The following is a 20,308-nucleotide window of genomic DNA, read 5'->3' as shown; positions in this document are numbered from 1 at the left end:
TTTTTGATTAATTTCTCAATCAGTTAGTTGAGTCAACTACTTGACTTCCGCCTTCTCAATACGGACTTCCTTAGCTGGCTTACCGTCAGAGGTACCGCCACCCTCGATACCGTTCTTCGCAATGTCCGCAACCGTCTTGGTGCCCTCGTCAGTCATGGAGCCAAGCACGGTGTACTGCGGAGGCAGCTGAGAATCTGCCCAGTTGAGGAAGAACTGGCTGCCGTTGGCATCCGGGTCACTCGGGTTTGCCATGGCGATAGAGCCCTTCGGGTACACCAACGGGGTGTTCTGATCCAGGCCGGAATCCTTGACCGGCCACTCGCCAGCGAACTTGAAGCCCGGTCCGCCGGTACCGGTACCAGTCGGATCGCCACACTGCAGAACGTTCAGGCCACCACCGGTAATACGGTGGCACACGGTGTCGTTGAAGTAGTTGGACTTGGCCATGTGCTCAATTGCATTGACGCCGCAAGGTGAAATAGCGCGGTCCAGCTCCATCGGAATGTCGCCCTGGTTAGTCTTCAGGGTGATGGTTACAGTGCCAGTGGCGGGAACGTTGTCGGTAGCTGGCTTATCTATGTCCTTCGATGCCTCGCCATCATCCGGGTAGTCACAGGTCACGGTTTCCGGAAGTGGGGAAGAGCGCTTCATTGGAACCTTTTCACCGCTGACGGGAGTAGCTGTCAGAGCTGCAGGTTCGACTGGAGTCGTGGATTCATCAGCGGCCTCATTGTCGTCAGCGCCGCCAGCCGTGGTCAGCAAGTAGATGCTGCCACCGATAAAGAGCAGGATAGCCAAGGTAGTTACGACAACGCCCAGTGGCTTCAGCTTCTCGGCACGTGCACGGCGCTTAAGTTCGCGCTCGAGCGTCCGCATCGCATCTTTGCGCCTTTGCTCATTATTGGCCACTAGTCTCTCTCCGTATCTCTTAGTCATCGATTGCCGGTGACGGCACACCAGCGGACGGTTTTGCCCATAGATAGTGACCGAGTTTGAGGTGAAAGCTCAGTCGGTCACCGTCGCGTACACAATCGACCATTATGCCCGGAGTCGGTTCTCATTTGCGAGATGACAGGCCAAGTCGGCATGGGAAAGGGCGTTCCGCTTTAGCACGTAGAGCTTCGACAGCTTCTTTGATGCCGACACCGGGGTGTTGGCGACGGTACTTCTTCACCTTCTCCGGCGTGATGCAGCTCTTACTTCTGCCTGTGCCTTCGACAACACGACTACGACAACGGCGAGTTAGACTCCTTGCACCCAGGCTTATTGCGGCTGACATGAAAAGGATGAAGGCCAGTCGCGGATAACCTGCTAGAGCCGTTCCCACAGCTGTCAGGATGAAAAAGGTGATAGTGGCTGAGTACGTAATCTGCATAAAAGCTTCCAATCGTCAGTTCCAATTGCCAAGAACAGTTCTACGAGTTTCGCCACCTATCAGCCGTCGTTTTAGCGGGAACTTAACAGCGTGATAAATGAACCCAGCTCGAGCCAAGCAGACACTCGATAGAATGTGCGCTATGGAGATATTTGGATTTGCAGCCGGCCCTTTTCAGACCAACTGCTACGTGGCAACAGGCGCTCCGGGGATGGACGATTTGGCTACCCCGTGCGTGATTATTGACCCGGGCATGGGAGCGTTCGAGGTAATACGCGGCGAGGTTGAAAAGCGAGATTGGAAGCCGGAAGCAATTCTGCTGACCCATGGTCATATCGACCACGTCCGCGATGTCGCGGAGGCCGCCGACTTCTGGGATATCCCTGTCTTCATCCACGAAAGCGACAATGTGTTGCTGGCCAATCCGAAACTCGGCGGTTCTTCTTTCGGACACCTCTTTGACATCGAATCCATGCAGGCTTATACAAAAGCTGGTTTCTTCGAAGATGGCGACGAAGTTAAGTGGGCAGGGTTAAATTTCGAAGTCATTCACGCACCGGGTCACTCTCCGGGGTGCGTAATGCTGCGCGCTTCCGATGGGGAAGATGAGATTATCTTCAGCGGGGATGTCCTCTTTAAGGGGGCTATCGGTCGCGTAGATTTACCGGGCAGTAGTCCGGAGCACATGCAGCAGTCGTTGAAGGATAAGGTCCTCCCGCTGGCGAATGACCTCATGATTCTTCCGGGCCATGGCTCCGCATCGTCGATAGGCGAGGAGCGCGAGACCAACCCCTTCCTGCAAAACCTCACCTAGCCTGGCTGACACGTCGTGAGAGTTGGCAGGTAGAGTTAGCGGAGTGAACTCTAGCCAGAAGCCAAAGAAGTTGAAGCCGTTCTCCGCGCCCAAGGGCGTGCCGGATTACGTCCCGCCGGTCTCCCGCGAATTCGAGGCGGTGCGGAACTCATTCCAGCACCGCGCACGACTCGCGGGCTATGAGCACATTGAGCTGCCAATTTTCGAGGAAACCGGCCTTTTTGCACGCGGCGTAGGTGAATCGACGGACGTCGTCACCAAGGAGATGTACACGTTCGCCGACCGCGGCGACCGCTCGGTCACCCTGCGCCCGGAGGGGACTGCAGGCGTAATGCGCGCGGTCATTGAGCACAATCTCGACCGCGGTCAGCTGCCGGTCAAGCTTTCCTACGCGGGGCCGTTCTTCCGCTATGAACGCCCGCAGGCCGGCCGTTACCGTCAGTTGCAGCAGGTGGGCGTAGAGGCAATCGGTGTCGATGATCCCGCGCTGGACGCTGAGGTTATCGCGCTTGCCGACGCATGCTTCCGCGGCATTGGCCTGGAAGGATTCCGGCTTGAGCTGACAAGCCTCGGTGACAACACCTGTCGCCCCGAATACCGCGCTAAGCTGCAGGAATTCTTGTTTGACCTGCCTTTGGATGAGGAAACGCGCCACCGTGCAAACATCAATCCGCTGCGCGTCCTCGACGATAAGCGACCGGAAATGCAGGAAATGCTCGCCGACGCGCCACTGATGTTGGACCACCTTTCTGATACCGCTCGCAGCCACTTTGAATCGGTGACTGGGCTGCTGGATGACATGAAGGTGCCCTATGTCATCAATCCGCGAATGGTGCGCGGATTGGACTACTACACCAAGACGTGCTTCGAGTTTGTTCACGACGGCCTTGGTGCGCAGTCGGGTATCGGTGGCGGTGGTCGCTACGACGGGCTGATGGCGCAGCTCGGCGGCCAAGAGCTGTCTGGAATTGGCTTTGGTTTGGGTGTGGATCGCGCGCTGCTCGCACTGGAAGCAGAGGGCAAGCAGGCCAGCGATGGTCGACGCGTCGATGTGTATGGTGTTGCGCTCGGTGAAGAAGCCGCTCACGCTATGGCGGTGCAGATCAATAAGCTGCGCCAAGCGGGTATCCGCGCAGATATGTCCTACGGCGGCCGCGGTCTGAAGGGCGCGATGAAGGGTGCCGATCGCGCTGGAGCCCGATTTGCGTTGGTCCTCGGCGAGTCTGAATTGGCCGCGGGCGAGGTTCAGCTGAAGAACCTTGAGTCCCACGAGCAGCACGCAGTCGCCCTAGATGCACTGGTTCAGGAGTTGCAGTCGCGCATCTAGGAAACGCGCATTTGTTGAGTGCGGAGTCTAGCTGTAGACGCCGCGCTCGAGAGTGTCGCACTGAGACATCTTTCCTGACTTGTAGCCGGTGAGGAATGCCTTCGTACGCTGCTCGGCCGAGCCGTGGGTCCAGGAGTCCGGTTGAACACCACCGCCGGAATGCTGCTGGATGGTGTCATCGCCAATGGCCTTCGTAGTTTTGAGGGCATCGGCAACTTGCTCGTCGGAAAGCGGTTCGAGGATTGCGTCCGGCCCCTTGTCCGCGTAATGAGCCCAGATACCCGCGTAGCAGTCGGCCTGCAGCTCGATCTTTACAGCGTCGGAATCGGGGCCCGGTTCGTTGTAGTTACTGCGGCCGAGTGTGCCCTCCAACCTTTGGATATGGTGGGCGAATTCGTGGGCCACGACGTATTCCTGTGCGAGCGGTCCGTTGCCTCCGCCCATGCGCTCCAGGGTGCTAAAGAACTCCGTGTCGAAGTAGGCCGTTTGATCGGCGGGGCAGTAGAACGGGCCGGTGGACGAGGACGCTGCGCCGCAGCCCGACTGAGTGGAGCCTTCAAAGAGGACTAAGCCTGGGTTCGTGTACTCGATGCCGGCCTGTGCGGGGAGTTGTTCTTCCCAGACTCGGTCGACCGAAATACCGGTGAATTCCATCCGGCAATCGATGCGGCTGTTGGCATCTTCGCCGGTCTTGCATGGATCCTCGCCAGGGGACTGCTGTGCAGTCTGCGAGGACTGGTTGTTCTGGGCACCTGTCAGCTGTCCCAATTGTCCCGGGTCGCCGCCGAGAAGTAAGTACAGGCCGATGAGGACAAGGCCGCCGATACCGCCACCGCCTACGGCGATAGCGCGGCCACCACCCGAGCGTCGCTCGGCACGAGCCGAGCTCTTTTGGAAGTCATTCCGGAAGGTCATAGGAGTAAGACTATTGCATAAGGTGCGGAAAACGGGCCATTGAATAGCGCTGCGTCATAGTATCCGCATGTAAATCAACGTCAGGATCTACGGAGAACTTTGTCTAAGTGAGTACATGAAGCCCGAGGTAGGCCCAAGGCGATGACCGGTAATAAGCAAAATAGCCGGGGTCTTCTTCTCACCTTTCTGGCTTCAAGGTAGACTACACGGACGAAACCGCTATCCACAGCGTTAATCCCTATAGCACCAATTTTGGAAGGACCAATTCGCAGTGCTTCGTACGCATCTTGCCGGAGACCTCCGCGCTGACCTCGCCGGCAGCACAGTAACCCTGACCGGTTGGGTAGGACGCCGCCGTGACCATGGTGGCGTGATCTTCATCGACATGCGTGACCGCTCCGGTTACGCCCAGGTTGTGTTCCGCAACAGCGAAGTTGCTGAGCGTGCACACCACCTGCGCAGCGAATACTGCATTCAGGTCACCGGTGTCGTTGAGAAGCGCCCGGAGGGCTCCGAAAACCCGAACCTGGCATCGGGTGAAATTGAGGTCAATGTTACGGAGCTGACCATCCTCAACGAGTCGGCGGCATTGCCGTTCCAGCTCGAGGATGTTGGAACTTCTGGCACTGTCGGCGAGGAAGCCCGCCTGAAGTACCGCTACCTAGACCTACGCCGTGAAGGCCCGGCCAAGATTATGCGTCTCCGTGCGGCTGTCAACCGCGCAGCCCGTAAGGTGCTGGACAGCCACGACTTCACCGAAATCGAGACCCCGACGTTGACTCGCTCTACGCCGGAAGGTGCTCGTGACTTCGTGGTGCCGGCTCGTTTGAAGCCGGGCACTTTCTACGCACTGCCGCAGTCCCCTCAGTTGTTCAAGCAGCTGCTTATGGTCGCTGGCATGGAGCGCTACTACCAGATCGCCCGCTGCTACCGAGATGAGGACTTCCGCGCTGACCGCCAGCCGGAGTTCACTCAGCTCGACGTTGAGATGAGCTTCGCCGAGCAGGACGATGTCATTGCGCTGGCAGAAGAGATTCTGGTTGCTATCTTCGCCGAGGCCGGTGTCACTGTTCAGACCCCGATTCCACGCATGACCTTCAAGGAGGCCATGGAGAAGTACGGTTCTGACAAGCCGGACCTGCGCTTCGACATTCCGCTGGTGGAGTGCACCGAGTTCTTCAAGGACACCACTTTCCGTGTCTTCCAGAACGATTACGTCGGTGCAGTTGTTATGGACGGTGGCGCATCGCAGCCTCGTCGTCAGCTCGACGCTTGGCAGGATTGGGCCCGCCAGCGCGGCGCAAAGGGCTTGGCCTACATCCTTGTTGGGGAGGACGGCACTCTGGGCGGCCCGGTTGCCAAGAACATTACTGACGCAGAGCGTGAAGGCATCGCGGCGCACGTAGGCGCGAAGCCGGGTGACTGCATCTTCTTCGCTGCAGGTGACGCTAAGAGCTCCCGTGCACTGCTGGGTGCTGCTCGTGGAGAGATTGCCAAGAAGCTCGGCCTTATCAAGGAAGGCGACTGGGCATTCACCTGGGTCGTCGACGCACCGTTGTTCGAGCCGGCTGCCGACGCTACCGCTTCCGGTGACGTTGCCCTGGGCCACTCGCAGTGGACTGCTGTGCACCACGCCTTCACCTCGCCGAAGCCAGAGCACATGGATACCTTCGACAAGGATCCTGGCAACGCACTGGCTTACGCCTACGACATCGTCTGCAACGGTAACGAAATTGGTGGCGGCTCCATTCGTATTCACCGCCCAGATGTCCAGAAGCGCGTCTTCGATGTTATGGGCATCGGCGAGGAAGAGGCACAGGAGCAGTTCGGCTTCCTGCTGGATGCCTTCCAGTACGGCGCTCCGCCGCACGGTGGTATCGCATTCGGTTGGGACCGTATCGTTTCCCTGCTGGCCGGCGTTGACTCGATTCGCGAAGTTATCGCCTTCCCGAAGTCCGGTGGCGGCGTTGATCCGTTGACTGACGCCCCGACTCCGATTACCGCTCAGCAGCGCAAGGAGACCGGTATCGACTTCAAGCCGAAGCCAAAGCAGAAGGCAGACGGCGTTAAGGCAGCAGCCGACGCAGGCGACAGCAAGTAAACAAAGAAATCACATTGCGAGGAATGTGATCTGTCACTCCAGCGTGAACAGCGCGAGTGGCGCCAATTCCTCCTAACCAAGGCGTTACTGGCCACAACGCAACATCCGTATCGCCTGACTGAAACTGGCTCATTGAAAGGGCATTCAATGGAGTACTCGGACGACGCTGCAGCAGAAGTTGACAGCGTAGTTAAAGATGCAGAGACACTGCTTTCCGCACGATTCGGCGGCACTCCAGTGTTGTCGGATCCAGAAGTACTTACAGGTCAGTCAAACGCTCTTGTTGTCCGCGTACGGGTCGCCACAAATCCCTTTATGCAGGAACGCACGGTCGTCGTAAAGCAAATTCCTACGACGACTGAAGGCGTCGATCCCGCCGTTTTACGGGAAGTCGTGGCGTACCAGTTCATCAATACACTGCCTGACGACGTCCGCCCGGGGCCTCAGCTTCTTGCTTACGATGTTTCAAAGCAGCTATTGGTTCTCAGCGACGTCGGTGTCGTGGACACTCTTGCGGACGTACTCTTTCGTGGCGATGAAGAGCGACGATTGCGCGCATTCCGCAGCCTCGGCGCTTCGCTGGGTCGGATGCATATTCACACGCATACTCGTGAAGAGGGATTTGAGACCCTGCGTCGTCGTATGTGGGTGAAGAACAAGGTCGATCGCGAGGCTCTCGAGGCGCGTGACCACGGCATTGTGTCGGGGATTCGCTTTGGTATGCGAGCTGTCGAGGGGTCCGGCATTCCTGTTCCCGACGCTGTGCGCTCTTTCGGTGAGGATGCTGCTCGTCGAATTGAGAAGGGCACGCATAGGGCGTTTACTCCGTTTGACCTCGCCCCGGACAACATTCTGCTGGCGGATAAGGTCCAGTTCCTCGACTATGAGTGGGCTGGTTACCGCGATGTCATCTTCGACGTGGCCAGCGTCGTCGCAGGCTTCCCGCTGCACGTTTTCGTGGAGCGTCCATCGGAGGCAGAGGTCGACGTGTTTGTCCGTGCCTGGATGGAAGAGATTCGTGACCATTGGTATCGCGGCACGAGCGACCGCCGTTTGATGGCGTTCATCGCTGCGGCGTTGCTCGGTTGGTTTTTCATCTCCGCAACGGTTTCCTTCTTCGGTTCTCCAAAACAAGCGCTGTGGGTGGGGCATGAAGGACGCACGGACCTGAAGCCGGAAGTTGGCGGCTCAGCACTGGAGCGGCGCGACATGGCTAACACGGCTCGCGCGATTGCACAGTTCGCCCATAAGTGTGAGGACGATCGTGCCGACGAGCTGGAACAGTTCGCGCATGCAGTCATCGATTTCTTAGAGCAAGAGGAAGGCTAGGGCACACGTGGCGGATCCGAATAAGCTGCCGTCAGGCGGTGCAAACGGCTCCGCCGATGACGCTCCAGGGCTTTTCGACGAGCCTTCGGTCGCCGGACCTACAGCGGCCAAGAGCCAAGGTCGGAGTGCGGGGCCAGCAAGCACTGGCCTGAACTCCGATGCGAGCGCCTATTTTCACCCAGGTGCACACGCGCCGTTGGCGGTTCGGATGCGACCGCGAAACCTCGATGAAGTCGTTGGTCAAGACCACCTGTTAGCCCCCAGAGCACCGTTGCGCCGTCTGGTCGAAGGTGGCGGCGACACTTCCGTTATTCTGTTCGGCCCTCCTGGAACTGGCAAAACCACTCTCGCCAGTTTGATTTCCGCGGCGACCGGACGACACTTTGAAGCGCTTTCCGCGCTTAATGCAGGAGTGAAGGAAGTGCGTGCGGTTATCGATACTGCTCGTCGCACACTCGTTAACCAGGGCATTCAAACGGTGCTCTTCATCGACGAGGTGCACCGTTTTTCCAAGACCCAGCAGGATGCCCTGTTGGGTGCCGTGGAAAACCGGATTGTCCTTCTCGTCGCGGCAACGACGGAAAACCCATCCTTCTCAGTGGTGTCCCCGCTGCTCAGTCGGTCACTGCTGTTGCAGTTGCAGTCACTGGACGACGAAGCCGTCGGCACGCTCATTGATCGAGCACTTACCGATGAGCGCGGCCTGAATGGTCGCGTCAGTATGACAGACGATGCACGTAAACAGCTCATTGCGCTGGCAGCTGGTGATGCTCGTCGTTCCCTCACGTACCTCGAGGCAGCCGCAGAAGCCGTCGCCGATGGTGAGCAGATTACCGCTGAGTCGCTTGCCAATTCGATCAACAGAGCCGTGGTTCGCTATGACCGCGACGGCGACCAGCATTACGACGTCACCAGCGCGTTTATTAAGTCCGTCCGCGGATCTGATGTCGATGCTGCCCTGCATTACCTGGCGCGGATGATTGAGGGTGGGGAAGACCCTCGGTTTATTGCCCGACGAATCGTAATTCTGGCCAGCGAAGACATCGGTATGGCCGACCCGACAGCTCTGCAAACCGCCGTCGCCGCGGCGCAGGCAGTTGCCTTGATAGGGATGCCGGAAGCCCGGCTGACGCTGGCGCAGGCCACGATTCACTTGGCAACAGCACCGAAGTCGAATTCGGTCATAAGCGCAATCGACGGGGCATTGAAGGATGTTCGTTCCGGGAAGACCGGACCGGTGCCACCACATTTGCGCGACGGACATTACAGCGGGGCTAAGGACCTTGGTCACGCGGTGGACTATATCTACCCGCACAATGACCCCATGGGTGTCGTCGCCCAACAGTATCCACCAGATCAGTTGGTGGGCACTGGTTATTTCGTTCCATCCAATCACGGTCGTGAAAACGGCATGGCTGAGTACCTCGGACGCATTCGCCGAATTATCCGGGGGAGCCGCCGGAAATCGAAGTAGGCGAGATCGGTCGGGATCTACGGGGTGCCGGTGGGGTGGTTTTAAAGTTGCTCGAACCGAGCGGGTAGACTGCTAGTTTTGTATTAAACATCTCGGACGCTCGACGTGAAACGAGGAAGTAGAACACCGTGCAGACTCATGAAATTCGAAATCGCTTCATCCAGCATTTCGTAAAGGCGGGACACACCGAGGTCCCCAGTGCCTCCCTGGTTTTGGATGACCCGAACCTGCTGTTCGTTAATGCCGGCATGGTGCCGTTCAAGCCCTACTTCCTCGGCAATGAGACTCCGGACTTCTCCACCGCGACCTCAATTCAGAAGTGCGTGCGCACACTGGACATTGAAGAGGTGGGTATCACCACCCGCCACAACACCTTCTTCCAGATGGCGGGTAACTTCTCATTCGGAAATTACTTCAAGGAAGGTGCCATCACTCATGCATGGAGCCTTCTGACTGGTGCTGTTGAGGACGGCGGCTTTGGCATCCCGGCTGAGAAGCTGTGGGTGACGGTTTTCCTCGATGACGATGAGGCCCATGACATCTGGCACGAGAAGGTTGGTGTGCCGGAAGAGCGCATTCAGCGCCGAGGCATGGCGGACAACTACTGGTCCATGGGTGTGCCTGGCCCGTGTGGCCCGTGTTCAGAGATTTTCTACGACCGCGGCCCGGAGTACGGTGCTGACGGTGGCCCAGAGGCGGACGAGGATCGCTACATCGAGATTTGGAACCTCGTCTTCATGGAAAACGAGCGTGGCGAAGGAACAGGCAAGGACTCTTTCGAGATTCTTGGCCCACTGCCGAAGAAGAACATCGATACCGGTATGGGCATCGAGCGCGTTGCTTTCCTGCTACAGGGTGTCGACAACGTCTACGAAACCGATCTGCTGCGTCCGGTTATCGACGAAGCTGAGCGGCTCACCGGTTCGAAGTACAGCTCCAACCACCAGGACAACATCCGTTTCCGCGTCATCGCCGACCACAGCCGCACCGGCTTGATGCTGATGCTCGACGGTGTCACCCCCTCGAACTCCGATCGTGGCTATATCCTGCGTCGCCTGCTGCGCCGCATCATCCGCTCTGCGCGTCTGCTCGGCGCTAACGGTCCAGTGCTGGAGAAGCTGATTGGTATTGCGGCCGAGACCATGACCCCGTCGTACCCAGAGATCGCGGAGAACTGGAACCGTATTCGCCGCGTCGCCGTCGCCGAGGAAAAGACCTTCACCAAGACTCTGTCCGCCGGTGAGGAGCTGTTCGAACGTGCTGCCACCAAGGCCAAGGCAGAGGGTAAAACCGTTCTATCCGGTCACGACGCCTTCACCCTGCATGACACCCACGGCTTCCCAATCGACCTGACCATCGAGATGGCCGAAGAGGCCGGCCTGACCATCGACCGCGAGGAATTCGATCGCGAGATGGCTGAGCAGCGTGCGCGCGCAAAGGCCGACAGCCAGGCAAAGAAGCAGTCTCACACCGACCTGCATGTCTACCGCGAGTTCATCGATGAACACCCGACGTCCTTCACTGGTTACGATCGGCTTGCCGACGAATCCACGATTCTTGGCATCATTGCCGATGGCCAGAAGCAGTCGTTTGCCGCAGAGGGCGATGAGATTGAGGTTATCCTCGATCGCACTCCGCTCTACGCCGAGGCCGGCGGTCAGCTGGCTGACCGTGGTCGTATCGTGACTGATTCCGGCGCTGTGGTCCACATCAACGATGTTCAAAAGGTGGGCAAGAAGCTGTGGCTGCACAAAGGCATTGTCACCGCTGGTGAATTCACTCCGGGTGTCTCCGCTGAAGCTTTGGTCGACGAGCAGTGGCGTCACGGTGCTCGTCAGGCGCACACTGCAACTCACTTGATTCACGGTGCTCTGCGTCAGGTACTGGGGGATACTGCAACTCAGGCTGGTTCCATGAATAAGCCGGGCTACCTCCGTTTCGACTTCAAGTACGGTGAGCAGCTCACACCGGAACAGCTCCGTGAGATTGAGCAGATCACCAATGAGGCTGTCGACAACGACTGGGCTGTCAATACTGCCGAGATGCCTTTGGAAGAGGCCAAGGCAGCTGGTGCCATGGCATTGTTCAACGAGAACTACGGCGACATCGTCCGCGTTGTCGAGGTCGGTGGCCCGTTCTCAATTGAGCTGTGTGGCGGTACCCACGTTTCGCATTCTTCGCAGATTGGTCCGGTAGCTGTGCTGGGCGAGTCCTCGGTCGGATCGGGCGTGCGCCGTATTGAGGCTTACTCGGGTATGGATTCCTTCCGCTACCTGTCCACCGAGCGTCTCCTGGCTGAACGACTGGCCACTGAATTCAAGGCTCCTTCTGCTGAGCTGCCAGACCGCATTGCAGCACTGGCTGAAAAGCTCAAGGCTGCAGAGAAGCAGCTCGCTGATTTCAAGGCCGGACAGCTGCTGGCCAATGCCGCGTCTCACCTGGAGTCCGCTCGCACCATCGGCGATGTCACCTACCTCGGCCTTAAGCTTCCCGACGGTACGGAGATGAAGGACATCCGTTCGCTGGCTAATGACTTGGCGAAGCGCCTTGCGGATCGCCCAAGCGTCATTGCGTTGATTTCCAACGCTGGCGGCAAGGTTCCGTTTGTGGCCTCGGTTTCGGATGAAGCCGTCAATCGCGGTATTAAGGCCGGCGATTTGGTGAAGCTGATGGGCGCTGAGGTCGGCGGCAAGGGCGGCGGTAAACCGGCAATGGCACAGGGCTCCGGCTCTGATGCTTCCGGAATCGACGCAGCATTGGCCGCGGTTGAGGCCGAACTGTCCAAGTAGCCAATTAACGGCTGTGCTATCGGAAGAGCAGTAAACAATGGCTAAGCCCCGTATTGATACCCCCGGTCAGGATGATCCCGGTCGGGGTCGACGGCTCGGAATCGACGTCGGCGATGTCCGCGTTGGCGTCGCGGTCTCTGACCCCGACTGTATCCTGGCGACCCCGGTTGAAACAGTCACTCGAGCAACGGGGCGAAAAGATCCTGACGGGCCGGATATTGACCGGCTCGTGGAACTTGCCACTGAACTTGAGGTCGTCGAGATTGTTCTCGGCATGCCCCTCATGCTCGACGGCTCGTTCGGGACTTCTGCGCGGAAAGCTACTGACGTTGGATTCCGGCTGCAGCGCCGACTCGGTGACCGAGTCGTAGTGCATTACGCCGACGAGCGGATGACGACGGTAATGGCCCAATCACGGCTGCACGCAGCAGGTATTGATGTTAAGTCCGGGCGGAAGATTATTGACCAGGTTGCGGCAGTAGAAATTCTGCAGTCCTGGTTGGACAGACGGGCAAAAGCTTTGGACGGAAATACCGACTAAGGGGGCACACAAAAGTTACCGAAAGGTGACAATTCACCCACCTTTGCGCAATTATTAAGTGTGTAATACCTAAGCACGTTTGTCGCGTGCATAGGATTTGAAAAGTTGAAGTGGCGATTCACACCTACAATGCAACCTAGTGCTACGACTTCGTCGTAAAGCTATGTCGCACCAGTCGTTATCAGTCGCGTGTCGTACCCGAACGGGAAGACTCCTTGCTGATACCGATGGGAGAGTGAGCTGCATTCGAGGAGATTATTGATGAGTAAAGACGCGCAGACTGCGCGCCGCACTGATAGCGGCGGTGCCGACCGGGACCGCGCTGGTGCTCGCAGCGGTGGGACAAAGTCTCGAGTTCGTCACCGCCAAACGGCAGTGGCAATCAATGTGACTTCTGTCCTGTTATGCGTGTTGGTCCTCGGAGTGATTGGCCTCGTCTGGAACCGTGGCGGCATTGTTGACGATTACGATGGCAAAGCTGAGGGTCCATTGACGATTGTTGAGGTCAGTGAAGGCACGCCACTTACTGATTTGTCCAACCAGTTGGTGGAAAGCGGCGTCGTCAAGTCTTCCCGTGCGTTCATCCAGGCCGCGAATGAGAACTCTCATTCAAGTGAATTGCAGCCTGGTTTCTACCGACTCCATCAGCGGATGAAGGCCGACGAGACCGTCGAGGCTCTTCTGGATGTCGAAAATCAGGTCGGTACCGTTGACATTCCGACTGGCGCCCGTTTCGCCGATACCCGCATTGTGTCCTCATCGGATGTACGTAAGGGAATTTTCTCGCTTATTTCTGAGGCCACTTGTGTTGAGGACAATGACTGCGTATCCAAGGCCGATCTCGAACGTGCTGCTGGCGAGGCCGATTTGGCCGCGCTGGGTGTTCCAGAATGGGCACGGGACGCGGTAGCTGCGCGTGGCAACGACCCTCGTCGTCTTGAGGGACTCATTACGCCGGGTATTCATCACCTTGACCCGCAGCAGACGCCCGAACAGATGCTTGCAAAATTGGTCAAGGAATCGGTGAAGAATTATGAGGACACGGGTCTCATGGCTTCAGCGGACATGGTTGGTCTTACTCCATACGAGCTGATTACCGCAGCTTCTTTGATCCAGATGGAGGCGCCAGATGGCGACTTCGATAAGGTCGCTCGCGTTATTCTCAACCGTCTCGACGAACCGATGCAGCTGCAGTTCGACTCGACAGTCAACTACGACCTGCCAGATCAGGAAATCGCAACCACGGATGAGGACCGCGCGCGAAAGACCGCGTGGAACACCTACGCCAAGGAGGGGCTGCCGGAAACCCCCATTGCTTCGCCCTCCATCGAGGCGATTCGTGCCATGGAAAATCCGGCTGACGGCACCTGGCTGTACTTTGTCACGGTGGACAAGGAAGGAAATACTGTCTTTAGCACGACCTTCGAAGAGCACGAGGCCGCTATCGACGAGTCACGCAACAATGGCGTGCTGGATTCCAACCGCTAAGAGGTAGAACTCCTATGCCTATAACTCATCGCGCAGCCGTGCTGGGAGATCCGATTGATCACTCGTACTCGCCGGCTATTCACAACGCCGGTTACCGCGCTGCGGGAATGAATGACTGGCACTATGACCGCATCCGATGCAACGCCGAAGAGCTTGCCGACGTCGTTGGTGGCGCAGACCCCAGTTTCCAGGGGTTTTCCGTCACGATGCCCGGCAAGTTTGCCGCGCTGGACTTCGCCGATGAAGGCAGTGAGCGCGCGAGGCTCATTGGTTCAGCGAACACTCTGGTCCGTCGCGATTCGGATTGGTTTGCCGACAACACCGATGGCGACGGCGTACTGGGAGCACTGCGCGAGATAGACTGCACGAACGCACCACGTGGCCGCGCCGTTGTTGTTGGTGCCGGTGGCACAGCACGGCCGGCACTTTGGGCGCTGTCGCAGCTGGGGGTCAATCATGTGACCGTGGTAGCGCGCTCCGAGCGCGCATATGACATTGAACCATTAGCTGCCGCGCTGGGGATGGAATTTGTTTGGGTGACTTTTGATGTTCCAAACCTGGCAGATATTGCTGGTAATGCCGACGTGCTGGTCTCTACGGTGCCGTCAGCCGCAATTGAGTCGGTTGCTGGCTACCTCGCTCGAGCACCGAAGATTCTCGACGTCATTTACAATCCCTGGCCAACCCCACTTGTGAAAGCAGCGGAACGCGGAGGGACACAGGCGGTCGGTGGATTGTCCATGTTGCTACATCAAGCGGTGGGACAGTTTGAGCAGTTTACTGGACGCACTCCCGATGTCGAGGCGATGCGTGCAGCGCTGCCGAACTAGCTCACAACCGTTACAATCCCAAAGTTATGGGGTGGGGAATAACTGAGATAGGGCTGTCTCCGATTGGACAGCACAGGATTGCCCCGGTCTACCTTGACCGGGTTTTCTATTTCCTAGTCGTGATGCTTGTACTCGGCTGGGGCGGTATTGGCTGCTGGTTGGATGTGACTCGGCGAAGACTACCGAACTGGTGGTTAGTGCTAGGGGCAGTGGGTCTGATAGCAACCACTGGAATGGTGCTCCAGCAAAAGAGCACCTTGGCTGACAATCTCGCCAGTGCAGTCGCAGCCATAGGAACAGGAATAGGCCTCTGGTTTGGCCTCTATGTAGCAGTCTTCATCTTCAACCCACGCTCTATGGGGGCTGGAGATGTGAAGCTCGCAGCAATTCTCGGGGGCGGTGTCGGTCTGGTATCGGGCGAGCCAGTGGCGACAGCAATTTGGATTGCAGTGGCAATTCTGTTGGCTGCCGGACTCACTCTCCTCATGGCAGGAGTCACCGCGGGAAAGCGGGGCTGGGGTGACCGTCGTAAAGCAAAAACAGCGCCTGTACCGGCGAGCGTGCCTCATGGGCCTGCGATGCTTGCAGCAACCGCCATTGTGTGGGGGATAAGCGGAGGGTACCTACAAGTCCCCTGAAGCGGTAGACCAGGGGCGATGAAATGGGGCATATTTGAAACTTGTATGCCCCCAAATGCACAAGAAGTACGGCAAACGTGACATTATGATACCTATGCTTCGTTGGACTACCGCGGGTGAATCTCACGGCAAAGCGCTTATCGCTCTCGTAGAAGGCGCGCCAGCCGGACTTCCCCTGACTACAGATGACGTATCACGCCACCTCGCACGCCGCCGCCTCGGCTATGGTCGCGGGGCGCGAATGAAGTTTGAGGCTGATGAGGTCACCCTGCTGACTGGCATTCGACATGGTGAGACGCTGGGATCGCCGATTGGCATTATGGTCGGCAACTCCGAATGGCCCAAGTGGACTGAGGTCATGAGCCCGGATCCAGTTGACCCAGTTGTTTTGGATACAGCTCGTGGCGCCACCTTAACCCGCCCGCGCCCGGGGCATGCCGATTTCAACGGCATGCTGAAGTACAACCACACCGATGCTCGAAACATCCTGGAGCGTTCATCGGCTCGCGAGACTGCAGCACGTGTGGCGGCATCGGTTGTGGCACGCTTAATTCTGCGTGAGACTCTCGGTGTGGAAGTTGTCAGCCACGTTATTTCCATCGGTCGTTCGGAGCCCTACGAGGGGCCACTGCCGACCTTCGCTGATCAGGACAAGATTGACGAGTCGCCAGTGCGTGCATTCTCCGCAGCTGCGGAGGAGTCGATGATTGACGAAATCAAGGCCGCCAAGAAGCAGGGCGACACCCTCGGTGGCATCGTCGAGGTCGTTGTCCACGGTCTGCCGGTGGGTCTGGGATCGCACATTTCCGGTGATGCCCGTCTGGATTCGCAGCTTGCGGCTGCCTTGATGGGAATTCAGTCCGTCAAGGGCGTGGAGATCGGCGACGGTTTTGAGGAAGCCCGTCGCCGTGGCACCGAGGCTCACGATGAAATGGTGCGTACCGACGACGGCGTAGATCGGGAAACTAACCGCGCCGGTGGCCTGGAGGGTGGCATGACTAATGCTCAACCTCTCGTTGTGCGTGCTGCGATGAAACCAATTTCGACCGTTCCGCGTGCGCTGAAGACCGTCGATATGGCCAGCGGCGATGCAGCTACCGCAATCCACCAGCGCTCTGATGTCTGCGCGGTCCCGGCCGGCGGTGTTGTCGCAGAGGCAATGGTCGCGCTGGTACTGGCGCGTGCAGTGATGGAAAAGTTCGGCGGCGATAGCCTGGAGGAAACCAAGCGTAACGTTGAGGGCTACTTGGAGCAGACTCGACGTCGCCTTGATTGGAAATAGCGCCACAGTCGCGCACACGAAGAAGGGTAAAACGAGGGGAATGTCCGTTCCTACTATTGTCCTTGTCGGACCGCCCGGATCGGGAAAGTCCACCATCGGTCGTCGACTGTCTCGTGCATTGAGCACAAGACTCACCGATACCGATGAGATGATTGAACAGCGCATGGGCAAGACTTGTGGGGAAGTCTTTTCCGAGCTGGGAGAGCCGGAATTCCGCCGTATCGAGGAACAAATCGTGGCGGAGGCTCTGACCCACGACGGAATCGTCTCACTTGGCGGTGGTGCCGTGATTTCGCAGGCGACCCGTGACCTGCTGGCAGACCATAACGTCGTCTACCTCGAGATCAGCATTGCAGAGGGGGTCCGTCGTACAGCGGGTAACAATTCGCGCCCGGTGCTCCAGGCGGATGACCCTGAGGCTCATTACCGCGCGCTCTATGAGGCTCGCCGAGCTTTTTACGAAGATGCAGCCACTTTCAAGGTGCGTTCCGACGAACGTTCCCCGCAGCGCGTTGTGGCCGAGATCCTCAGCTACCTCGATGAAACCTGCGACGAGGCTTAACTGGCGACTCTTAAAAGGCGGCAGCTAATCACTGCCGTATAACCAGCAACTCCATACATTTCTTACGCTAACGACTAGGGACTGACAATGAACTCAACCCGCACAATCCGTGTTGAAGGCCCATCCCCGTACACGGTAGCCATGGGGCATGGACTCACCGAGCAGATTGCGGAGGCCGCTACGTTTGCCTCCCAGGTTGCGGTGATTCACCAGGAGAGCGTTCAAGAGCTGAGCTTCGGCGTCATCAAGGCTCTGGCGGACAAAGGAGTCGACGCCTTTAGCATCCAGGTTCCGGATGCGGAGGAGGGCAAGACGCTCGCAGTTGCTGAAACAGTTTGGGACACTTTTGGTGAACGCGGTCTGGGCCGGCGTGACGCGGTAATCGCGATTGGCGGCGGTGCAGCTACAGACTTCGGTGGATTCGTCGCCGCCGCGTGGATGCGTGGAGTGAAGGTTATCCAGGTCCCGACGACGCTGCTCGGCATGGTCGACGCAGCTGTCGGCGGTAAGACCGGTATCAACACTGCAGCCGGCAAGAACCTGGTCGGCGCTTTCCACGAGCCTGCCGCGGTGTTCTGTGACCTTGATGTCCTGCGCACCTTGCCGAAGGCCGAGCTGATCGCGGGCTCGGCAGAGATTATCAAGGCCGGATTTATCGCGGACACGAAGATTCTCGATCTTTACGAGGCAAACCCGCAGGCCTGCCTCGATGTTGACGGTGACCTGCCAGAACTGGTCGAGCGCGCGATTGCTGTCAAGGCACGCGTTGTCGCTGAGGATCTGAAGGAATCTGGCCTCCGTGAGATCCTGAACTATGGCCACACTTTCGGTCATGCCGTTGAGCACTTTGAAAACTACCGCTGGCGCCATGGCCATGCCGTAGCTGTAGGCATGGTTTATGTTGCCGAGCTGGCCAAGATCACCGGACATATTGATCAGGAACTCGTAGACCGCCACCGTCGCATCCTAGAGTCCATTGGTCTGCCAACGACCTACCAGACAGGTCGTTTTACCGAGCTCTACGATGCGATGACCAGGGATAAGAAGAACCGCGACGGTGCGATCCGATTCGTTATTCTAGAAAACCCCGGTGAAACAGCCCGTCTTGAAGGCCCGGGAATGGATGACCTCGAGCGTGCATACGAACTGCTCTGCAACAATGGGCACGCCGCATCGGAGGAGTCAGCCCGCTCATGACCTCTCTTCGCGCAGCAACTGATGCCACAGCGGCGATTCCGACCGTGCTTGTTCTGAACGGCCCGAACCTCGATCGTCTGGGCAAGCGTCAGCCAGAAATTTACGGTGCCACTACTTTGGCCGATGTCGAATCTGAACTTCGCACCCTAGCCAAGGAGCTTGGCGTCGTGGTGGATTGCCGCCAATCCAACTATGAAGGTCAACTCATCGAGTGGGTTCACGAAGCTGCCGACTACGGTTGGCCAGTCATTATCAATCCAGGGGGGTTGACACACACCTCCGTCGCCCTACGTGACGCGCTTGCCGAAATTGCCGACGGCGCGGGCTTCCACGAGGTCCATATTTCAAACATTCACGCCCGGGAGGAGTTTCGGCACCACTCGTACCTGTCGGCGCTTGCCGCGGGCGTTATCGTCGGATGCGGAACTGATGGGTATTCCATGGCACTGAGAAGGGTGAGTACGAAACTATGACAGATATCTCCACGAACTACGCCGCCCGCCGAGCCGCTCTTATCGACGCATTGTCCGACAACGACTGCGACGGTTTCCTCACAGTCGATCCGACGCATGTTGGTTGGCTTACAGGTTTCCACGGCTCGAATGCTGGTTTGATTGTTGCGGCCAGTGGGGAAGCGCTGCTTTCCACCGACGGCCGCTATACGGTTCAGGCTGGCAAACAGGCACCGGACGTGGAGTTACTCACCGCCCGCAACACCGGCGTGGCACTCGTCGGTCAATGCCGAAAGCTGGATATCTCGCGTCTTGGTGTTGAATCTGAGTTCCTCACTATGGCCGCTTATCAAGAGCTAGAGGATGCCCGGCCACAGGCACTCGAGCTGGTATCGACTACGGGCGTCGTCTCTAAACTGCGGGAGGTCAAGTCCGATACAGAACTCGTCGCTCTGCGCCACGTCGCTGACATCGCGGTCCGCGCATTCGAGGACTTGCTTCACGACGGCATCGTGGTCGCCGGCCGCACGGAGCGCGAAGTCGCCGCAGAGTTGGAGTACCGCATGCGCATGCATGGCGCCGATCGGCCAAGCTTCGACACGATTGTCGCGAGCGGCCCGAATTCCGCCAAGCCACACCACGGGGCGGAAGATCGCGTAATCGAGGCAGGTGACCTGGTCACTATTGACTTTGGCGCCTTTGCCGGGGGCTACAACTCAGATATGACACGTACCCTCTTTGCCGGTGAGGCGGGAACGTCGTCAAGCGAAAACGGTCCGAACAATACGTCGTCAGATTTGGACGGCGCGATTGTTGCCGGGGTGGAGTTCGCAGACGAGAAGGCCCGAGAGATTTACAATGTCGTGCTGGAAGCCCAGCTGGCTGGCGTAAAAGCGGCCGTGCCAGGGGCTGATGTTGTGGCTGTCGACGCAGCATGCCGGGACATTATTGAAAAGGCTGGTTATGGGGAGCACTTCGTTCATTCCACCGGCCACGGAATCGGTATTGAGGTGCATGAGGCTCCATTTGCTGCTCGCACCGGCAAGGGGAAGTTGGCAGCTGGCATGACGTTGACCATCGAGCCTGGTATTTATGTGCCGGGGTTCGGCGGTGTGCGCATCGAAGATACGTTGATTATCACCGACACCGAGCCGGAAATTATTACGCAGCTGCCGAAACCGCGGGCCTAACATC

The 20,308-nt window shown here is 58.1% G+C and carries 17 protein-coding genes; 15 read left to right on the top strand and 2 right to left on the bottom strand.

Annotation, left to right across the window (positions count from 1 at the left end; all coding sequences use genetic code 11):
• Positions 1-36: 36 nt before the first annotated feature.
• Positions 37-876 (bottom strand): peptidylprolyl isomerase, encoded by an 840-nt coding sequence (locus HMPREF2878_RS07015; protein WP_070653114.1) that lies wholly within the window; start codon positions 874-876, stop codon positions 37-39.
• 641 nt (positions 877-1,517) lie between these two features.
• Here HMPREF2878_RS07015 and HMPREF2878_RS07010 point away from each other — a divergent pair.
• Both HMPREF2878_RS07010 and hisS read left to right on the top strand, forming a co-directional pair.
• Complete coding sequence (locus HMPREF2878_RS07010) at positions 1,518-2,189, top strand: MBL fold metallo-hydrolase (RefSeq protein WP_049172972.1); 672 nt, start codon at positions 1,518-1,520, stop codon at positions 2,187-2,189.
• A 43-nt stretch (positions 2,190-2,232) separates the two neighbouring features.
• A complete protein-coding gene (gene hisS / locus HMPREF2878_RS07005) occupies positions 2,233-3,516 on the top strand; it encodes a histidine--tRNA ligase (protein WP_070601478.1) in 1,284 nt (427 codons plus the stop codon).
• A gap of 27 nt (positions 3,517-3,543) precedes the next feature.
• On the opposite strand, the gene HMPREF2878_RS07000 is transcribed toward hisS, so the two are convergent.
• The gene (locus tag HMPREF2878_RS07000; protein WP_016422692.1) at positions 3,544-4,431 is read right to left on the bottom strand and encodes a KPN_02809 family neutral zinc metallopeptidase; all 888 of its coding nucleotides are present in this window, start codon (positions 4,429-4,431) and stop codon (positions 3,544-3,546) included.
• Positions 4,432-4,702: 271 nt separating this feature from the next.
• On the opposite strand from HMPREF2878_RS07000, the gene aspS reads away from it, so the two are divergent.
• The 13 genes from aspS (at position 4,703) to HMPREF2878_RS06935 (ending at position 20,304) form a co-directional block, all read left to right on the top strand.
• On the top strand, positions 4,703-6,532 hold the full coding sequence (gene aspS, locus HMPREF2878_RS06995; protein ID WP_016422693.1) for an aspartate--tRNA ligase: 1,830 nt from the start codon (positions 4,703-4,705) through the stop codon (positions 6,530-6,532).
• Between the two features lie 147 nt (positions 6,533-6,679).
• Positions 6,680-7,861: a phosphotransferase family protein gene (locus tag HMPREF2878_RS06990; protein WP_016422694.1), complete on the top strand. Its 1,182-nt coding sequence runs from the start codon at positions 6,680-6,682 to the stop codon at positions 7,859-7,861.
• 148 nt (positions 7,862-8,009) lie between these two features.
• Positions 8,010-9,335 (top strand): replication-associated recombination protein A, encoded by a 1,326-nt coding sequence (locus tag HMPREF2878_RS06985; RefSeq protein ID WP_246821931.1) that lies wholly within the window; start codon positions 8,010-8,012, stop codon positions 9,333-9,335.
• A 128-nt stretch (positions 9,336-9,463) separates the two neighbouring features.
• Positions 9,464-12,124: an alanine--tRNA ligase gene (gene alaS / locus HMPREF2878_RS06980; protein WP_016422696.1), complete on the top strand. Its 2,661-nt coding sequence runs from the start codon at positions 9,464-9,466 to the stop codon at positions 12,122-12,124.
• Between the two features lie 37 nt (positions 12,125-12,161).
• Positions 12,162-12,665 (top strand): Holliday junction resolvase RuvX, encoded by a 504-nt coding sequence (gene ruvX / locus HMPREF2878_RS06975; protein ID WP_016422697.1) that lies wholly within the window; start codon positions 12,162-12,164, stop codon positions 12,663-12,665.
• Between the two features lie 261 nt (positions 12,666-12,926).
• Positions 12,927-14,153 carry an endolytic transglycosylase MltG gene (gene mltG / locus HMPREF2878_RS06970; protein ID WP_070653110.1) on the top strand — a complete coding sequence of 409 codons (1,227 nt, stop codon included), beginning with the start codon at positions 12,927-12,929 and terminating at the stop codon, positions 14,151-14,153.
• Between the two features lie 14 nt (positions 14,154-14,167).
• Complete coding sequence (locus HMPREF2878_RS06965) at positions 14,168-14,983, top strand: shikimate dehydrogenase (RefSeq protein ID WP_070604542.1); 816 nt, start codon at positions 14,168-14,170, stop codon at positions 14,981-14,983.
• A gap of 26 nt (positions 14,984-15,009) precedes the next feature.
• Positions 15,010-15,621, top strand: a complete 612-nt coding sequence (locus HMPREF2878_RS06960) for a prepilin peptidase (protein WP_016422700.1) — start codon at positions 15,010-15,012, stop codon at positions 15,619-15,621.
• Between the two features lie 94 nt (positions 15,622-15,715).
• Positions 15,716-16,903: a chorismate synthase gene (gene aroC, locus HMPREF2878_RS06955; RefSeq protein WP_187269731.1), complete on the top strand. Its 1,188-nt coding sequence runs from the start codon at positions 15,716-15,718 to the stop codon at positions 16,901-16,903.
• Positions 16,904-16,943: 40 nt separating this feature from the next.
• Positions 16,944-17,465: a shikimate kinase gene (locus HMPREF2878_RS06950; RefSeq protein ID WP_048731844.1), complete on the top strand. Its 522-nt coding sequence runs from the start codon at positions 16,944-16,946 to the stop codon at positions 17,463-17,465.
• Between the two features lie 87 nt (positions 17,466-17,552).
• Positions 17,553-18,662, top strand: coding sequence for a 3-dehydroquinate synthase (aroB, locus tag HMPREF2878_RS06945; RefSeq protein ID WP_069358704.1), 1,110 nt, complete (start codon positions 17,553-17,555; stop codon positions 18,660-18,662).
• Positions 18,659-19,135 (top strand): type II 3-dehydroquinate dehydratase, encoded by a 477-nt coding sequence (gene aroQ / locus HMPREF2878_RS06940; protein WP_070604544.1) that lies wholly within the window; start codon positions 18,659-18,661, stop codon positions 19,133-19,135. Before aroB ends, aroQ begins: the two co-directional genes overlap by 4 nt.
• Entirely contained in the window at positions 19,132-20,304 is a 1,173-nt protein-coding gene (locus tag HMPREF2878_RS06935) for a M24 family metallopeptidase (RefSeq protein ID WP_070653108.1), read from the top strand. Before aroQ ends, HMPREF2878_RS06935 begins: the two co-directional genes overlap by 4 nt.
• Positions 20,305-20,308 lie beyond the last annotated feature (4 nt).

It is taken from the genome of Corynebacterium sp. HMSC065H09 (assembly GCF_001812845.1).
Lineage (GTDB): Bacteria > Actinomycetota > Actinomycetes > Mycobacteriales > Mycobacteriaceae > Corynebacterium > Corynebacterium jeikeium_D.
The sequence above is the reverse complement of the archived record's forward strand: the minus strand, read 5'-3'. Positions and strand labels throughout refer to the sequence as shown.

Bases quoted from the DNA above. Each gene is read 5' to 3' on its own strand.
- mltG (WP_070653110.1), top strand. From the start codon at position 12,927: ATGAGTAAAGACGCGCAGACTGCGCGCCGCACTGATAGCGGCGGTGCC.
- aroB (WP_069358704.1), top strand. From the start codon at position 17,553: ATGAACTCAACCCGCACAATCCGTGTTGAAGGCCCATCCCCGTACACG.
- aroC (WP_187269731.1), top strand. From the start codon at position 15,716: ATGCTTCGTTGGACTACCGCGGGTGAATCTCACGGCAAAGCGCTTATC.
- HMPREF2878_RS06960 (WP_016422700.1), top strand. From the start codon at position 15,010: ATGGGGTGGGGAATAACTGAGATAGGGCTGTCTCCGATTGGACAGCAC.
- HMPREF2878_RS07000 (WP_016422692.1), bottom strand. From the start codon at position 4,431: ATGACCTTCCGGAATGACTTCCAAAAGAGCTCGGCTCGTGCCGAGCGA.
- HMPREF2878_RS07010 (WP_049172972.1), top strand. From the start codon at position 1,518: ATGGAGATATTTGGATTTGCAGCCGGCCCTTTTCAGACCAACTGCTAC.
- HMPREF2878_RS06950 (WP_048731844.1), top strand. From the start codon at position 16,944: ATGTCCGTTCCTACTATTGTCCTTGTCGGACCGCCCGGATCGGGAAAG.
- aroQ (WP_070604544.1), top strand. From the start codon at position 18,659: ATGACCTCTCTTCGCGCAGCAACTGATGCCACAGCGGCGATTCCGACC.
- HMPREF2878_RS06935 (WP_070653108.1), top strand. From the start codon at position 19,132: ATGACAGATATCTCCACGAACTACGCCGCCCGCCGAGCCGCTCTTATC.
- HMPREF2878_RS07015 (WP_070653114.1), bottom strand. From the start codon at position 876: ATGCGGACGCTCGAGCGCGAACTTAAGCGCCGTGCACGTGCCGAGAAG.
- ruvX (WP_016422697.1), top strand. From the start codon at position 12,162: ATGGCTAAGCCCCGTATTGATACCCCCGGTCAGGATGATCCCGGTCGG.
- HMPREF2878_RS06965 (WP_070604542.1), top strand. From the start codon at position 14,168: ATGCCTATAACTCATCGCGCAGCCGTGCTGGGAGATCCGATTGATCAC.
- HMPREF2878_RS06990 (WP_016422694.1), top strand. From the start codon at position 6,680: ATGGAGTACTCGGACGACGCTGCAGCAGAAGTTGACAGCGTAGTTAAA.